General features: G+C 66.7%; 12 protein-coding genes and 1 other RNA gene. 6 read left to right on the top strand and 7 right to left on the bottom strand.

From position 1 onward, the window contains the following. The first annotated feature begins 111 nt into the window (after positions 1-111). Positions 112-1,536 (top strand): type I glutamate--ammonia ligase, encoded by a 1,425-nt coding sequence (gene glnA / locus ACLKOY_RS02110; protein ID WP_140037208.1) that lies wholly within the window; start codon positions 112-114, stop codon positions 1,534-1,536. A gap of 132 nt (positions 1,537-1,668) precedes the next feature. After that, positions 1,669-1,887: a hypothetical protein gene (locus tag ACLKOY_RS02105; protein WP_436452229.1), complete on the top strand. Its 219-nt coding sequence runs from the start codon at positions 1,669-1,671 to the stop codon at positions 1,885-1,887. Between the two features lie 18 nt (positions 1,888-1,905). Here the strand turns inward: ACLKOY_RS02105 and ACLKOY_RS02100 are convergent, their stop codons facing one another. Continuing rightward, positions 1,906-2,406 carry a GNAT family N-acetyltransferase gene (locus tag ACLKOY_RS02100; protein ID WP_436452228.1) on the bottom strand — a complete coding sequence of 167 codons (501 nt, stop codon included), beginning with the start codon at positions 2,404-2,406 and terminating at the stop codon, positions 1,906-1,908. Positions 2,407-2,538: 132 nt separating this feature from the next. On the opposite strand from ACLKOY_RS02100, the gene ACLKOY_RS02095 reads away from it, so the two are divergent. Then, complete coding sequence (locus tag ACLKOY_RS02095) at positions 2,539-3,693, top strand: AI-2E family transporter (RefSeq protein ID WP_436452227.1); 1,155 nt, start codon at positions 2,539-2,541, stop codon at positions 3,691-3,693. Here the strand turns inward: ACLKOY_RS02095 and ACLKOY_RS02090 are convergent. From ACLKOY_RS02090 to ACLKOY_RS02075, 4 genes are read right to left on the bottom strand one after another with little or no spacing between them, the layout of a single operon-like run. Beyond that, a complete protein-coding gene (locus ACLKOY_RS02090) occupies positions 3,680-4,609 on the bottom strand; it encodes a diacylglycerol/lipid kinase family protein (protein ID WP_436452226.1) in 930 nt (309 codons plus the stop codon). The two genes, ACLKOY_RS02095 and ACLKOY_RS02090, sit on opposite strands and share 14 nt — an antisense overlap. Before the next feature lie 9 nt (positions 4,610-4,618). Next, entirely contained in the window at positions 4,619-7,594 is a 2,976-nt protein-coding gene (locus tag ACLKOY_RS02085; RefSeq protein WP_436452225.1) for a bifunctional [glutamine synthetase] adenylyltransferase/[glutamine synthetase]-adenylyl-L-tyrosine phosphorylase, read from the bottom strand. A gap of 9 nt (positions 7,595-7,603) precedes the next feature. Next, positions 7,604-8,941, bottom strand: a complete 1,338-nt coding sequence (gene glnA, locus ACLKOY_RS02080) for a type I glutamate--ammonia ligase (RefSeq protein WP_042541155.1) — start codon at positions 8,939-8,941, stop codon at positions 7,604-7,606. Positions 8,942-8,943: 2 nt separating this feature from the next. Continuing rightward, positions 8,944-9,159 carry an SPOR domain-containing protein gene (locus ACLKOY_RS02075; RefSeq protein ID WP_436452224.1) on the bottom strand — a complete coding sequence of 72 codons (216 nt, stop codon included), beginning with the start codon at positions 9,157-9,159 and terminating at the stop codon, positions 8,944-8,946. Between the two features lie 70 nt (positions 9,160-9,229). Between ACLKOY_RS02075 and ppgK the strand changes: the two genes are divergently transcribed. The 3 genes from ppgK to ACLKOY_RS02060 all read left to right on the top strand — a co-directional run bounded on the left by ppgK (position 9,230) and on the right by ACLKOY_RS02060 (position 12,084). Beyond that, the gene (gene ppgK / locus ACLKOY_RS02070) at positions 9,230-9,976 is read left to right on the top strand and encodes a polyphosphate--glucose phosphotransferase (protein ID WP_436452223.1); all 747 of its coding nucleotides are present in this window, start codon (positions 9,230-9,232) and stop codon (positions 9,974-9,976) included. Positions 9,977-10,188: 212 nt separating this feature from the next. Continuing rightward, positions 10,189-11,673 (top strand): amino acid permease, encoded by a 1,485-nt coding sequence (locus ACLKOY_RS02065; RefSeq protein ID WP_436452222.1) that lies wholly within the window; start codon positions 10,189-10,191, stop codon positions 11,671-11,673. A 9-nt stretch (positions 11,674-11,682) separates the two neighbouring features. Continuing rightward, positions 11,683-12,084 carry a hypothetical protein gene (locus ACLKOY_RS02060; RefSeq protein WP_436452221.1) on the top strand — a complete coding sequence of 134 codons (402 nt, stop codon included), beginning with the start codon at positions 11,683-11,685 and terminating at the stop codon, positions 12,082-12,084. A gap of 47 nt (positions 12,085-12,131) precedes the next feature. Here ACLKOY_RS02060 and rnpB read toward each other — a convergent pair. Then, an RNA gene (rnpB, locus tag ACLKOY_RS02055) (RNase P RNA component class A) lies at positions 12,132-12,488 on the bottom strand. A gap of 30 nt (positions 12,489-12,518) precedes the next feature. After that, complete coding sequence (locus ACLKOY_RS02050) at positions 12,519-14,216, bottom strand: bifunctional 3'-5' exonuclease/DNA polymerase (RefSeq protein WP_436452220.1); 1,698 nt, start codon at positions 14,214-14,216, stop codon at positions 12,519-12,521. Positions 14,217-14,236: the final 20 nt, after the last annotated feature.

Below are 14,236 nucleotides of genomic sequence, written 5' to 3'. Positions count from 1 at the left end.
GCCTACCGGCGCGTAACATGCCGGAAACAAAGCGGATACCGTGGGGTAACGCCCCGCACGTACTGTGCACAATGGCCGTGAAGCCATCGATCCGCAATCCAGGAGTCGTACATGTTCAAAGATTCGTCCGAGGTGCTGACCTACATCAAGGAGAACGACGTCAAGTTCCTTGACATCCGATTCACTGATCTCCCTGGTGTCCAGCAGCACTTCAACATCCCGGCGTCCACTGTCGACGAGGACTTCTTCGTCAACGGCCAGCTGTTCGACGGCTCCTCGATCCGTGGCTTCGCCAGCATCCACGAGTCCGACATGCAGCTCATCCCGGACGTGACCACGGCCTACGTCGATCCCTTCCGCGAGGCGAGCACCCTGGTCATGGTGTTCGACATCTACAACCCGCGCACGGGTGAGATCTACTCGAAGGACCCGCGTCAGGTCGCCAAGAAGGCCGAGAAGTACCTCGCGTCGACCGGCATCGCCGACACCGCTGTCTTCGCCCCCGAGGCCGAGTTCTACATCTTCGACGACGTGCGCTACTCGGTCACCGCCGGCGAGAGCTTCTACAAGGTCGACTCCGAAGAGGCCGCGTGGAACACCGGTCGTGAGGAAGAGGGCGGGAACCTCGCCAACAAGACCCCGTACAAGGGCGGCTACTTCCCCGTCAGCCCGGTCGACAAGACCGCTGACCTGCGCGACGACATCACCCTCAAGCTGATCGACGCCGGGTTCATCCTCGAGCGCTCGCACCACGAGGTCGGCACCGCCGGCCAGCAGGAGATCAACTACCGCTTCGACACCATGGTGCACTCGGCGGACGACATCCTGAAGTTCAAGTACATCGTCAAGAACACCGCCGAAGAGTGGGGCAAGGTCGCCACCTTCATGCCGAAGCCCCTCTACGGCGACAACGGCTCGGGAATGCACACGCACCAGTCGCTGTGGAACGACGGCAAGCCGCTGTTCTACGACGAGGCCGGCTACGGCCAGCTCAGCGACATCGCTCGCTGGTACATCGGCGGTCTGCTCGCGCACGCTCCGGCTGTGCTCGCGTTCACCAACCCGACCCTGAACAGCTACCACCGTCTGGTCAAGGGCTTCGAGGCGCCGGTCAACCTGGTCTACTCGGCCGGAAACCGCTCGGCTGCCATCCGCATCCCGATCACGGGCTCCAACCCGAAGGCCAAGCGCATCGAGTTCCGCGCACCGGATGCCTCGGGCAACCCGTACCTCGCGTTCGCCGCGCAGCTCATGGCCGGACTCGACGGCATCAAGAACCGCATCGAGCCGCACGAGCCCGTCGACAAGGACCTCTACGAGCTTCCTCCTGAGGAGGCCAAGAACATCCCCCAGGTTCCGAACTCCCTGCTGGACTCGCTCGAGGCGCTGAAGGCCGACCACCAGTTCCTCCTCGAGGGCGGCGTGTTCACCGAGGAGCTCATCGAGACCTGGATCTCGTACAAGTACGAGAACGAGATCCTGCCGATGGCTCAGCGCCCGCACCCGTTCGAGTACGAGCTGTACTTCGGAGTCTGATCCGAAGACCCACTGAGAACGCCCCCGAGCTGCGGCTCGGGGGCGTTTTCGTCTTCCCGCGTCGCCGCAGCCTGTACCGTATCCGTCGTGCGGGGGATGTGGGCGATCGATCGCGTGGGTATCGTCCTGAACATGACCGAATCAGACGAGAACTCCGAGCCGGCCGAGAACTCCATGAAGAAGCCGGGTCTCGGCATCGCGCTCGGGATCGCGATGGGTCTGCCGATCGGTGCGGGTGCAGGGATGCTGCTGTTCGAAAACATCGGCGCGGGGGCTGCGTTGGGCCTCGCGTTGGGTGTCGCGTTGGGCGCAGGCTTCGAGTCGTCGCGGAAGGCCGAGAAGTCCGAGTAGGGCACGGCCTGCGCGCACTCAGTCGGTGAGGTCGAAGACCCACTCGTTCATCGTCAGGGCCGCACCACGGAACTCATCGGTGACGGTGCCGACCATCTCGAATCCGGCGCGTCGACAGACGCCGTTCGAGCCCGCGTTCTCGGCGGACGGGAATGCCGTCAGAAACCTCCGCCCGGAGCGGCGGTCGCGCGCATCGTCGAGCAGCAGACCGAGAGCTCGAGATGCCACGCCTCTCCCCTGCGCCACCGGAAGAACGAACCACCCCGTCTCCCACGCAGGCTCGCCACGCCACTCGACGTTCCAGAAGCCGATCGATCCTAGGGGCGCTCCCTCAGCGTCTTCGATGACGAACATCCTGGCCTCTCCCGTCTCCCACAGTCGCAGGTAGCGGGCATGGCGGTCCAGCAGCTGCTGCTCGCTCTCGACGCCGTTCAGATGGGCCGTCATCTCCGGAGTGTTCGCCAGACGCAGCAGCTCGAGATCACCCGCGGACCAGGGTCTGAGTGTCAGCGCATCCATGCGTGAACCATCGCACAGGCATCCGACATCCACCCGCTATACACCACAACGAGCGTGACCGTGTCGTGCTTGCTTTCCCCCGCACCGACTGGTCAACTGAGGGGTCCGAACGAACACAAGCGAGGGGCCATCATGCGCCGCAAGAACGACAGGCTGCAGCCGAAGAAGGTCCACACGACCGAGACTCCCCCGGCTCAGCCCAAGACCGCGGCGGCAGCGATCGCCCGGATCAACCCCTTCATGTTCGGCCTGCTCGGTGCGCTCGGCGTGCTGGTCGCACTGCTGCTGGGCGGAATCATCAATCAGCTCGCGACCGTGCTGGTCTACATCGGAGTCGCGCTCTTCCTGGCCCTCGGCCTCGACCCGATCGTGTCGTTCATCGAGCGCAGGCTCCCCCGACCGGCCGCAGTCGCGATCGTGGTCTCCGTCGTGATCCTGGCCTTCGCCGGAATCATCCTCGCGATCGTCCCGCTCCTCGTCGAACAGGTGACCAATCTGATCCAGGACGGCCCCCAGATGGTCGAGGACTTCATGGCCAGCGCCTGGTTCAAGGACGTGAGCGAGCAGTTCGGCTCCGCCTTCGACGACGCGGCACAGGGCGTGCTGAGCTTCATTCAGGATCCGGGCAACATCCTGAACATCAGCGGCGGCGTCTTCGCGGTCGGCGCCGGCATCGCCGGCGGATTCACCGGTATCACGATCGTGCTCATCCTGACCCTGTACTTCATGGCCTCGCTGCGCAGCATGAAGCGCGTCGCGGTGCGGTTCGTCCCCTCGTACCAGCGCGAGACCTTCGGAGGACTCCTCGAGGACGTCTCGGGCGCCGTCGGTCGTTACGTGATGGGACAGGCGAGCCTCGCTCTGATCAACGGCATCCTGAGCCTGATCGTGCTGAGCATCATCGGGGCACCGGTGCCTGCGCTGCTCGCGCTGCTCGCCTTCATCGGTTCATTGATCCCGCTCGTCGGAACCCTGAGCGCATCGATCATCAACTCGCTGATCTGCCTCATCGCGAGCCCGATCACCGCGCTCATCGCGTTCGGCTACTACCTCGTCTACATGCAGATCGAGGCCTACGTGCTCTCGCCGCGGATCATGAACAAGGCGGTTGCCGTTCCCGGTTCCCTCGTCGTGATCGCGGCGATCGCCGGCGGCGCGCTCGGCGGGATCCTGGGCGCGCTTGTCGCGATCCCGGTCGCGGCCAGCGTGATCATCATCGTGCAGAAGGTCGTCTTCCCGACGCAGGACAGCAAGGTGGTCCCGCCGGGCACTCTCAGCGAACGGTGAGGGCTGCGGGCTGAACCCGCACGGTGAAGCCGGAGACCGCTCCGACCTCTTCGCCATCGATCTCGAACGTCTGCGGTGACGCGAGCTCGACCCGAATGCGTTCAGCTGAGATGTGGGTCGTGGAGTCGGTGCTCACAGCGGTGTCGACGTTGCCCATCATGCGACGGATGCCGTTCTCCCAGACGAAGGCGCGGACCGTGTCGAGCCACTGCAGGGGCCCATCGGCGCTCACGAGCAGCATGTCGAGCAGCCCGTCATCGAGCACCGCGTCGGGCAGGAGACGGATGCCGCCCTGCACCATGCCGCAGTTGCCGATCAGCATCGTATGACCGCGAAGCCCCTGCGGCTCCTGATCGTCGAGCGTGAGAGTGATGTCGGTCATCTCGGTGCCGGCGAGGGCACGCCCCATCGCTTCTACGTAGGCGATCCATCCGGCCCGGTTCTTCAGGTCCTCGTCGGTCTCCACCAGCATCTGCGCGTCGATGCCGAAGCCGACCATCACCACGAAGGCATGCTCGGTGCCGTCGTGGTCGACCCAGCCCATGTCGATCCGCTGCGGCTCGCCGTCGCGGACCCGCGCCAGCGCGGCGGGGATGTCGTTCAAGGGGATCTCGAGGTTGCGAGCGAGCAGGTTGCCGGTGCCCTGCGGCACGATGCCGAGCGCGGAGTCCGTGCCCGCCAACGATTCCGCGACTGCCCGGACGGTGCCGTCTCCACCGACCGCGACCACCACGTCGCAGCCTGCGTCCACGGCCTCAGCGGCCATGCCGCGACCCGGGTCCTCGATGCTGGTCTCCCACCACTCGACGGGCGTCTCGACGCCGTCGGAGACGAAGGTCGCGGCAACGGCTTCGCGTAGCGAATCCCCGTCAACCTTGGAGGGGTTCCAGATCACACCGAGCTTCGAGATCGTCATGAAGCCAGGCTAGCCGTAGAAGAGCTGCTCGAATGCCCTGCGCGCACGCCTCGTGACTCCCAGGTAGTCGTCGTCGAGCACGCTCGCCGAGCGGTCGGGGTATCCGAGCAGCCGACCGATCGCATCGAGGTCGCGCGGATCCGTCGGCAGCACATCGCTCGTCTTGCCGGTGTAGAGGGTGATAGCGGAGCGCAGGCGACTCGACAGCAGCCATGCGGCGCGGAGGAGATCGGCGGCATCGGCCGGCACGAATCCCGCGTCGACCGCAGCCCCGAGGGCCGTGAGGGTCGACGTGGTCCGCAGCTCCGGGACGTCGTGGGCGTGCTGCAATTGCAACAGCTGCACCAGCCACTCGACGTCGCTGAGCGTGCCTGGACCGAGTTTCAGATGACGACGCGGATCCACTCCCTGCGGCAGCCGCTCCCCTTCGACCCGTGCCTTGATCCGCTTGATCTCGCGGGTGCCCTGCAGATCGATCTCCGCGGGATACCGGATGCTGTCGGCGAGGTCCGTGAACTTCGCAATGAGAGTGGTGCTTCCCGCCACTCCCCTTGCCCGTAGCAGCGCCTGCGCCTCCCATGAGAGCGACCAGCGTCGGTAGTACTCCGCATAGGCCTCGATCGACCGCACCACGGGGCCGTTGCGACCCTCCGGTCGGAGGTCGGCATCGAGATCGAGCGGCACTCGATGATCGGTCAGGTGTTCCCGGAGTCCCGCGACGATGCGCGTGGCGAGCGACTGCGCCCGCTGAGGATCGACGCCGTTCGCGTCGTACACATAGAGGATGTCGGCGTCGGAACCGAAGCCGAGCTCCGCTCCCCCGAACCGCCCCATGCCGATCACCGCGAAGTCGAGCGCCTCATCCTCGGCGGGGACGATCTCACGCCGAACCGCGCGCAGCGCCGCCTGGATCGTGGCGTCGGTGATCTCGGTGAGCGAGGTCGCGATCTGCTCGATCGAGAGCACGTCGAGGACGCCGCCCATCGCCGTGCGCAGGAGCTCTCGACGTCGCAGCGCTCGCACCGCCTGCAACGCGTCACCCACGTTCTTGTGACGTGTCTGGATCGCCCTGGCCTCCTCGTCGAGCGCGGCCCCGCTTCGCGGACGCAGCAGCTCGCTGCTGTCGAGCCAGGCGACCGACTCGGGGATCCACTCCATGAGCTCGCCGACGTAGCGCGACGACGACAGCAGCCTTGTGAGGCTCTCGGCGGCGCCGGACGAATCCCGCAGCATCCGGAGGAACCAGGGGGTGTCGCCGAGGCGCTCACTGATGCGGCGGAACGCGATCAGCGCGTAGTCCGGGTCGCTGCCGTCGGCGAACCAGCGGACCATCACAGGCATGAGGTGGCGCTGGATGGTCGCCTTGCGACTCAACCCCGTCGTGAGCGCGCCGATGTGCCGCAGAGCACCTGCGGGGTCGCGGAAGCCGATCGCCATGAGCCGATCGTGCGCCTGCGCGGTCGACAGGGTGCGCTCTTCTTCGGGCAGTGAGGCCACGGCACTCAGAAGAGGGCGGTAGAACAGCCGGGTGTGGATGTCGCGCACCTCACGCCGAACGCTCTCCCATCGAGCCCAGATCGCCTCGCCGGATTCTCCGAGACCGGTGCTGCGAGCCAGCACGCGCAGGCCGGCGGGCGTCCGAGGCATCAGGTGGGTGCGGCTGAGCTCCTTGAGCTGCAGTCTGTGCTCCATCAGCCGCAGCACGCAGTAGTCGTCAGCGAACGACGCAGCCTCAGCCCGGCCGATGTAGCCGCCTTCGACGAGCGCGTCGAGGCTCTCCAGCGTGCCGCGCGTACGCAGACTCGGGTCGGTGAGGCCGTGCACGAGCTGCAGGAGCTGCACAGTGAACTCGATGTCCCGCAGGCCACCGGATCCCAGTTTCAGCTGGTACGGCGCATCCTCCGGGTCGATGTGCTCCATGACCCGCTCGCGCATGCGCTGCACGCTGTCGACGAAGTTCTCTCGCGCGGCGCTCGAGAAGACCTTGGGCTGCACCGCGGCGATGTACGCGGCGCCGAGCTCGGGATCGCCCGCGAGAGGTCGCGCCTTCAGCAGCGCCTGGAACTCCCAGCTCTTGGCCCAGCGGTCGTAATACGCCAGGTGCGAGCCGAGTGATCGAACCAGCGCGCCCTGTTTGCCCTCTGGACGGAGCGCAGCATCGACCTCCCAGAGCGGCGGCTCGACCTCGATGCCGCTCAGACCGCGCATCGTCTCCCTGGCGAGGCGCGTCGCGATGTCGATCGCCTTCGATTCGGAGACGACCTCTTCGTCTGCCGTTCCCCCCACGAAGATCACGTCGACGTCGCTGACGTAGTTCAACTCGCGTGCGCCGGCCTTGCCCATGCCGATGATCGCGAGCTGTGTGGCGGCGACCTGTTCGTGGCTCATCGTGTCGGCGAGCCGTCGTCGGGCCACCGCGAGGGCTGCCTCGAGCGCCGCGCCGGCGACGTCGGCCAACGCTGCGGCGACGTCGCCGACGATGCGAACCGGGCTGTGCGACGTGAGGTCGAACGCGGCGATCGCCGCGAGGTTGCGCCGGTAGGCGACTCGAAGCGTCACCACCGCCGCATCGTCTCCGGACTCGGCGAAGCCATCGCGGGCGCGGACGGCATCCAGCATCCGCTCGCGCAGTTGATCTGCCGACGGCAACTCGGGCATCGACTCGCCCAGCACCGTGATCTCACGAGGGTGTCGCAGGAAGAAATCCGCGAACCCCTGCGACGCGCCGAACAACCGCCACACGCGTCTGCGCGCCTGTGCGTCGGCGAACAGTGCCGCAAGCGGTGCCGGGTCACGCCGCGCCACGCGCAGCATCCCCTCGACCGCCGCATCGGGGTCGGCCCCGTCGGCTTCACCGAGCAGGAGGGACCGCTCGACGCCGATCAGCGTCGCGAGCTCGGTGAGGTTCGCCGCCGCCTCGCTGAGCTCGGCGAACCCCAGCCTGGCCAGCGCGGAGAGAGAGACGGAGTCGTCCGAACGGGCCATGGGCGACGCTCAGAGAAGCTCGAGGTTGTTCTTCAGCTCCAGCGGCGTGACCTGGCCGCGGTAGGCCTCCCACTCCTTGCGCTTGTTGAGCAGCACGTAGTTGAAGACCGACTCGCCGAGGGTCTCGGCGACGAGCTCGGAGCTCTCCATGTACTCGAGTGCGTGGTCGAGGCTCGCAGGCAGCGCGGAGTAGCCCAGCGCACGGCGCTCGGCGTCACTCAGCGACCACACGTTGTCCTCGGCCTCCGGCGGCAGCTCGTACTCCTCCTCGATGCCCTTGAGGCCCGCTGCGAGCATGAGGGCGTAGGCGAGGTAGGGGTTCGCTGCAGAGTCGAGCGCACGGTACTCGACGCGCGACGATCCGCCCTTGTTGGGCTTGTACATCGGCACTCGGACGAGCGCGGAGCGGTTGTTGTGGCCCCACGTGACGAAGCTCGGAGCCTCGTCGCCGCCCCAGAGGCGCTTGTACGAGTTGACGAACTGGTTCGTCACCGCCGCCATCTCGTTGGCGTGCCGCAGGAGACCGGCGATGAAGTGGCGACCGGTCTTCGACAGCTGGTACTTCGCGCCCTCTTCGTAGAACGCGTTGCGCTCGCCCTCGAAGAGCGACATGTGCGTGTGCATGCCGCTGCCGGGGTGGCCGCTCAGAGGCTTCGGCATGAACGTCGCATAGACGCCCTGCTCGATCGCGACCTCTTTGATTACCGTGCGGAACGTCATCACGTTGTCGGCCATGGTCAGCGCGTCCGCGTAGCGGAGGTCGATCTCGTTCTGCCCGGGCCCGCCCTCGTGGTGGCTGAACTCGACGGAGATCCCGAGGTCCTCGAGCATCCGCACCGACCGGCGGCGGAAATCATGCGCCGTGCCGCCGGGGACGTTGTCGAAGTACCCGGCCGAGTCGACCGGAACCGGCCCCTCAGGACCGAACGACGAGGACTTGAGCAGGTAGAACTCGATCTCGGGGTGCGTGTAGAAGGTGAACCCGGCATCGGCGGCCTTGGCCAGAGTGCGCTTGAGCACGTGCCGCGGATCGGACACGGCAGGTCGCCCGTCCGGCGTGGTGATGTCGCAGAACATGCGCGCGGTGGGGTCGATCTCACCGCGCCACGGCAGCGTCTGGAAAGTGGTGGGGTCGGGCTGCGCGAGCAGGTCGGACTCGTAGCTGCGGGTCAGGCCCTCGATGGCAGAGCCGTCGAAGCCGATCCCCTCGGCGAACGCGCCCTCGACCTCGGCCGGCGCGATGGCGACGGACTTGAGGGTGCCGATGACATCGGTGAACCACAGGCGGACGAACTTGACGCCGCGCTCTTCGATCGTCCGGAGGACGAAATCTCTCTGCTTGTCCACGGTCACTCAGCGCTCTTGCCGATGCCGGCGTCCCAGCCGCTCTCGGCTGCTTCCTCCTCGGCCCAGGCCCGCGAGCGCTCCTTGAGCTTCTCCGGAGCCAGAGACGCCTCAGCTTCGGTATCGAAGGGACCGACGCGGTCAGCGGATGCGGAGATCATGCCGAACTCCACCTGACCGGTCTCCAGGTTGTACCAGTACTTCTCATCGCCGTTCGACATGGCCGATCCCCTTCTTCACGTGGTGTCATCGATCCTATCGGCGCTGACGTCGGTCGCTAAGCTATCGACCATGGCAAAAGCGATCGGCGTCGACATCGGCGGCACGGGAATCAAGGCAGGTCTCGTCGACCTGGAGCACGGCACCATGGCCTCGGACAGGGTGCGCGTGCCCACTCCTGAGGGCGCATCTCCGGAGGATGTCCTGCAGGCGGTGCAGACAGTGCTGAAGACCCTCGACGTCCACGACCCGACTCTCCCGCTCGGCGTGGCGTTCCCCGCCATCGTGAAGCGCGGCAAGACCCTGTCGGCCGCCAACGTCTCGAAGGAGTGGGTGGACTTCGATGCGGAGAAGTTCTTCCGCGACGGTCTCGGACGCAACATCGTCTTCGTGAACGACGCGGATGCCGCCGGCGTCGCCGAGGCACGCCACGGTGCGGCCCGCGACGTGCGCGGCTTCACACTGCTCACGACCCTCGGCACCGGCATCGGCTCGGCGTTCCTCTACGACGGCGTGCTGCTGCCGAACACCGAGCTCGGTCACCTGAACTTCGGCGAGTACGAGTCCGTCGAGACCTACGCCGCGACATCCGCGCGCGAGCGTGAAGGACTCAGCTGGTCGGAGTGGGCCGAGCGTCTGCAGAAGTTCTACTCGCACATCGAGTTCCTCTTCAGCCCTGACCTGTTCGTGGTCGGCGGCGGTGTGTCGAAGAACGCCGGAGACTTCCTGCCGCTGCTCGATCTCAAGACCCCGATCGTCCCGGCGATCCACCGCAACAACTCGGGCATCATCGGCGCGGCGTCTCTCGCCGGCGACTGACCCCACGACCATCGACAGCAGAAGGCCCCGCCGATCCGGTGGGGCCTTCTGCATCGCCGGGCTGAGCACCCTCGCAGTCCGCAGAGAATACTGCGCGGCGTGACGGCGCCGTGGCAACATGGCATCTCCTCCGTGTCCTTCTCGGTCGACGAGATACGCCTGATGGACGGCCTCGACGTCAAGGCCGCACCGCAACGAAAGGCAGCTTCGAGATGAACGAACCGTCAGAATCGTCCTGGAACAAGCCGGTGTCGCCGTCGACGTCAGCCGGTTTCGCACCCGTCGAGAGACCCAAGGCGAAGAAGCTGCGGTCACGCCATGTCACGATGATCACCCTCGGCGGGATCATCGGCGCGAGCCTCTTCGTCGGATCGGGCAATGTCATCCGCGCTGTCGGGCCGGCCGCAGTGCTCTCGTATCTCATCGGCGGGCTGCTCGTGTTCCTCGCCATGCGGATGCTCGGCGAGATGGCGGCATCGCGCCCAGCCATCGGCTCGTTCATGGAGTACGCACGAGTGGGCCTCGGCAACTGGGCGGCCTATCTCGTCGGGTGGCTGTACTGGTACTTCTGGGTCGGTGTGCTCGCCTATGAGGCCGTGCTGGGCGGCGAGACCATGGCGAGCTGGTTCCCCGCTGTCCCGTCATGGGCCTGGTCGCTGATCCTGATCGGGATCTTCGTCGGCACGAACATCATCTCCGTCCGCGCCTTCGGCGAAGTCGAGTTCTGGCTCGCCAGCGTCAAGGTGCTCGCGATCGTCGTCTTCCTCGGCGCCGGTCTGCTGTTCGCCTTCGGCCTGTGGCCGAACTCCGAGGTCTCGATCGGGAACCTGTGGGAGCACGGCGGCTTCGCTCCGAACGGCTTCGGCGTCGCCTTCACAGGGGTCGCATTGGTGATCTTCTCGTACTTCGGCACCGAGATCGCCGTGATGGCGTCGGCGGAGTCAGAGGATCCGGCGAAGGGCATCCGGCAGGCGACGAGCACGATCATCTGGCGCATCCTGCTGTTCTTCGTCGGCTCGGTGCTGATCATCGTCACTGTCGTGCCGTGGAACGAATTGCCGGTTCCGACCGACGTGGCCAACGCGCCGTTCACCTACGCTCTCGAACAGTTCGGCATCCCCGGGGCGAGCATCATCATGCAGCTCGTCATCTTCACCGCGGTCATATCGGTGCTGAACTCGGGTCTCTACTCGGCATCGCGCATGTTCGCAGCGCTCGCCGAGCAGGGCTTCGCACCGAAGATCGTGGCGAAGAGGTCGAAGAACGGCGTGCCGGTGATGGCGCTGCTGGCCTCGACGAGCGGCGGACTCATCGCCACGCTGGTGAACTTCCTGACGCCGGGGTCAGGCATCTTCGACTTCATCATGAACTCGGCCGGCCTCGTCGCCCTGCTCGTCTACGTCTTCATCGCCCTCACGCAATGGCGACTCCGCCAGAAGATGACGCCCGACGAGGTCGCGAACCTCAAGCTCAAGATGTGGCTGCACCCCTGGCTCAACATCCTGCTGATCGCCTGCATCGCGGCGGTGATCGTCGTGATGATGTTCAGCGAGGCAGGCCGCACGCAGGTCTGGACGAGCCTCATCGCCACCGGCGTGCTCGTGCTGTTCTGGCCGCTCGTGCGCCGCAACCTCGCGCGCCGGAAGGCTTCGGATGCTGCGGGAAGCGGCCCGGAGACTCTCAGCGGCCTTCCGTAGACTCGCTGTGTGAACGGCTCGCGACTCAAAGCAACTCTCGTCGGTACGACGCTGGCGCTGATCCTCACCGGATGCGCCGCGCCAGTTGCGGCTCCGGCTCCGTCGCCGACAGCGACGTCGCTGCCCACTCCGGCGGCGACGCAGACTCGACCTCCAGCAGCACCGCCGGCTCCGTCAGAGCCCGCCACCGATCCATCGGCCGGAGCGCAGGCTGATGCGATGCAGGGCCTCTGGGACCAGGCGACCCCCGAGCAACGAGACGACGCACTTCGTGTGCTCGGTATCGATCCGGAGAACCCGCAGCCCACCGACGACGCCGCCGCGACCCTCGTCTCGAAAGCGGCCGAGTACGGATACGACGTGTCGGAGGATGCGGCGCGTGCTTTCCTCGAGCAGATCGCGCAGCAGTAGCCTCCGACGCAACAGGCTCGAACCCGACCTGGTCACGCTGTTCAGTGCGAATGGGCCGACCTGTACGCCGGGTTCTGTTCCGGGGTTCTTCGCCCCTTCGACGGCCATCTCTCTCGGCGACACGTTGCCGTGGCACTCTAGCGGTCTACCCGAGGACTCGGCGAGCCGCGTCAACATCCTCTGTCTGACCTTGCTCCGGACGAGGTTTACCTGGCGGGCCATGTCACCATGGCCCCCGGTGGTCTCTTACACCACCCTTTCACCCTTACCCCTTGCGGGGCGGTCTGCTCTCTGTGGCACTTTCTCGCGGATTGCTCCGGGTGGGCGTTACCCACCGTCCTGCCCTGAGGAGCCCGGACGTTCCTCGGTGCGGTTGCCCGCCACGCGACCGTCCAGTCGACCCATTCGCACGTCCAGTCTACGACCAGAGCGCCCTACTTCTCAGCCGACTCCGCGATCCGCAGATCGAGAGGAACCTCGATCGGGAAGCTCCCGAAGAGCCGGCGTGTGGCCACCGCTGCGGCTTCGCGCACGGCATCCGCGGCGGCATCCGCCTGCTCCTGGGGAACATGCAGGATCACCTCATCGTGCAGGAAGAAGGCCAGGTGCGCGCGCGAGCCGAAGATCCCGGATGCCGGGGCCACCCGCTCCGCCCCGGGAAGCCTCTGCAGACGGTGTCTGATCTCAGCGAGCCAGATCAACGACCACTCGGCGGCGGTGCCCTGCACCACGAAGTTGCGGGTGAAACGCCCCCAGTCCCGAGCGCGACGCCGCGCAAGGGCGACCTCGGCGGGATCGGCGTCGGCATCGGTGGCGGCGGCCTGCATGGCCTCCCACTCCATCGACGGACGAGGCGACGATCGTCCCAGCCAGGTCGAGACCACTCCCCCGTCCTCGCCGAACCGCGCCGCCTTGTCGACGAGCGCCATCGCCCTCGGGTACACCTTGCGCAGTCGGGGAACCAGTCGCCCACTGTCCCCGGTCGTCGCTCCGTACATCGCCCCGAGAACGGCGTACTTCGCCTCTTCACGCGTCGTCACAGCGCCCGATTCCACGACTCCCGCATACAGGTCTTTGCCCTGCGCCGCTCGCGCCATCGCACGGTCTCCCGCCATGCCCGCGAGCATGCGCGGCTCCAGCTGAGCGACGTCGGCGACGACCAGCGTCCATCCTTCGTCGGCGCGCACCGCGGCGCGCAGGTTGCGCGGCAGCTGCAGAGCGCCACCTCCAGCCGATGCCCACCGCCCCGTCACGACACCACCCGTGATGTAGATCGGTCGGAAACGTCCGTCATGCACCCACTCGGCGAGCCACGCCCATCCGTTGGCACTCAGCAGCCGCGACAGTTTCTTGTAGGCCAGCAGCGGCTCGACCACGGCGTGGCTGTGCTGGGCAAGCTCCCACCGACTGGTCGACTCGACCTGCACGCCGACGCGGTGCAGAGCGCGGAGCAGCTTCGGCTGGCTCTCGAGGTTGAGGTTGGGGTCGCCGAGAATCGAACGCACCCGCTCGCCCTGAGCCACCATGCGACTGGGAAGGCCTCCCGCGATCGGGCGGGTGCCGAGTATCTCGGTGAGGATGCCGTCGTGCACCGACTCGTTCCACGGCAGGCCCGCGGCTCTCATCTCCTCGGCGATGAGGCCACCGGCGGATTCGGCCGACGTGAGCAGGGTGAGCCGCCCGTCCTTGCTGTCGCGAAGCACGCGACGCTGCTCGCGGTACTGGTCGAGGGCGTCGCCGACAGGGTCGTCCGGTGCATCGTGCGCGATGACGTCGAACAGCGCCGGCGCTTCATCGACGGGTTCGCGTCGCACCCAGGCCGCCGACGGTGCGAGCGGGCGCGGAACCTTGTCGGTGTCGCGAAGAATCGCATGGCACAGCAGCAGGTCGTGCGAACGGCTCAGAAGCACGCCCGCGGCGAGCAGCACGGGGTAGATCTCCCTGGCACTGCGGATCACCCAGCGCGGCGGGTTCTCGCGCTCCTGGGTCGCGACCCATGAGGCCAGCTCAGACGCGGAGAGTTCGATACGACCGACCTCGGCATCCTCGGCGTCGAGTTCCACCGCGGCGTATCCGCCCGAGCCGGCCGCCACGAGGACGACGCGACGCTCGGTCTGCTGCCGCGAGTTCACCGCCGTCGCGCTCGCGGCGC

Origin of the sequence: Microbacterium sp. K2 (genome assembly GCF_051365005.1) — a bacterium.
Lineage (GTDB): Bacteria > Actinomycetota > Actinomycetes > Actinomycetales > Microbacteriaceae > Microbacterium > Microbacterium foliorum_B.
Note: the sequence above shows the minus strand (reverse complement) of the source record. Positions and strands in the feature narration are given on the sequence as shown.

Bases quoted from the DNA above. Each gene is read 5' to 3' on its own strand.
- ppgK (WP_436452223.1), top strand. From the start codon at position 9,230: ATGGCAAAAGCGATCGGCGTCGACATCGGCGGCACGGGAATCAAGGCA.
- ACLKOY_RS02065 (WP_436452222.1), top strand. From the start codon at position 10,189: ATGAACGAACCGTCAGAATCGTCCTGGAACAAGCCGGTGTCGCCGTCG.
- ACLKOY_RS02095 (WP_436452227.1), top strand. From the start codon at position 2,539: ATGCGCCGCAAGAACGACAGGCTGCAGCCGAAGAAGGTCCACACGACC.
- ACLKOY_RS02090 (WP_436452226.1), bottom strand. From the start codon at position 4,609: ATGACGATCTCGAAGCTCGGTGTGATCTGGAACCCCTCCAAGGTTGAC.
- ACLKOY_RS02085 (WP_436452225.1), bottom strand. From the start codon at position 7,594: ATGGCCCGTTCGGACGACTCCGTCTCTCTCTCCGCGCTGGCCAGGCTG.
- glnA (WP_140037208.1), top strand. From the start codon at position 112: ATGTTCAAAGATTCGTCCGAGGTGCTGACCTACATCAAGGAGAACGAC.
- ACLKOY_RS02105 (WP_436452229.1), top strand. From the start codon at position 1,669: ATGACCGAATCAGACGAGAACTCCGAGCCGGCCGAGAACTCCATGAAG.
- ACLKOY_RS02100 (WP_436452228.1), bottom strand. From the start codon at position 2,406: ATGGATGCGCTGACACTCAGACCCTGGTCCGCGGGTGATCTCGAGCTG.
- ACLKOY_RS02075 (WP_436452224.1), bottom strand. From the start codon at position 9,159: ATGTCGAACGGCGATGAGAAGTACTGGTACAACCTGGAGACCGGTCAG.